Raw genomic sequence first — 1213 nt, forward strand, 5'->3', positions numbered from 1 at the left:
TATAATCTTTTTGTCTAGAAAAGGTGTGAATATGAAATATATCAGCGAGTTACGAGAGATATTAGGTGAAGAACTCCTTTGGCACAAGTCCCGAATAGATTGTTTTGCTCAGATGTTATTGGCTTTATTCACTGTACGAAGTGTAAATTTAAGTGAAATTGCAGTAGCCATGCAAGGCGGGACTTTGATTGAGTCGCGTTATAAACGTGTGAAGCGTTTTTTTTCAGGCTTTGAATTTGATTTTACGTGCATTTCGCGGTGGATATATCATCTATTTTTTTCCGAAACCCAGCCTGTTTATCTAGCGATTGATAGAACGAATTGGTACTGGGGAAAATCAAAAATCAATATTTTTATGCTATCAGTCTGTTATGAGGGCATTGCTATTCCTTTATTTTGGACGCTGTTAAATAAAGCAGGCAATACCACAGCCAAGGAGCAAGTTGCTCTGCTATCAAAATTTGTTAATACCTTTGGCAAACAGCAAATTCAAGGAGTTCTGGCGGACCGTGAGTTCCCTAATAAGAGGCTTATTGCCTGGTTGGTGGAAGAAAACATCCCATTTTATATGCGAATTAAAGGTAACATGGATGTGTGTATTGGTCGAAAAAAGTTTAAAAAATCAGCTCAGTTATTTTCTCATCTTGCACCTTATCAACAACACGTATTCGGCATGAAAGTACAGATGTTTGGCCAACCACTTTATTTGGCCGGTAGTAAAAATTCACGTGATGAACTAATGATTGTAGTCACTAACAAGCACCCGAAAAATGCGATTGCATGTTACCTACGCCGATGGGAAATTGAAACTCTGTTCTGTGCGCTAAAGTCAAAGGGTTGGCGTTTTGAGGAAACCCATATAGTCAATCAAAAACGAATTGAACGACTTATCGCTTTGCTTGCAGTAGGGTTTGTTTGGGCCCATAAAATCGGCGAGTGGAAAGCCGCTTTAAAACCCATTCCATTAAAAAAACTTCGAAACCAAAAAAGACCGCAATCGAGTTTCTTCCGGTTGGGGCTAGATTGTCTCAGGGATCTTCTAACAAATTTCAAAATCAATACTAAAGCTTTCTCAAAATATGCAAATTGTATTCGGCTAAGTCTAAATGAGAACTGTTTTTAATAAATTGTCCCGTACAAAGGAAAAACAGCAGGGCTAACGCACCTGATTTTTAAAACGCTGTAAGAAAAAGATCAAGTGGGTGCAAGAAAA

General features: G+C 38.3%; 1 protein-coding gene. It reads left to right on the plus strand.

Annotated elements, in window-relative coordinates:
• The coding region (locus Lery_RS10270; RefSeq protein ID WP_237759210.1) for an IS4 family transposase at positions 1-1123 on the plus strand (1123 nt) is incomplete at its 5' end.
• Positions 1124-1213: the final 90 nt, after the last annotated feature.

This window comes from Legionella erythra (genome assembly GCF_001467615.1).
Taxonomy (GTDB): domain Bacteria; phylum Pseudomonadota; class Gammaproteobacteria; order Legionellales; family Legionellaceae; genus Legionella_C; species Legionella_C erythra.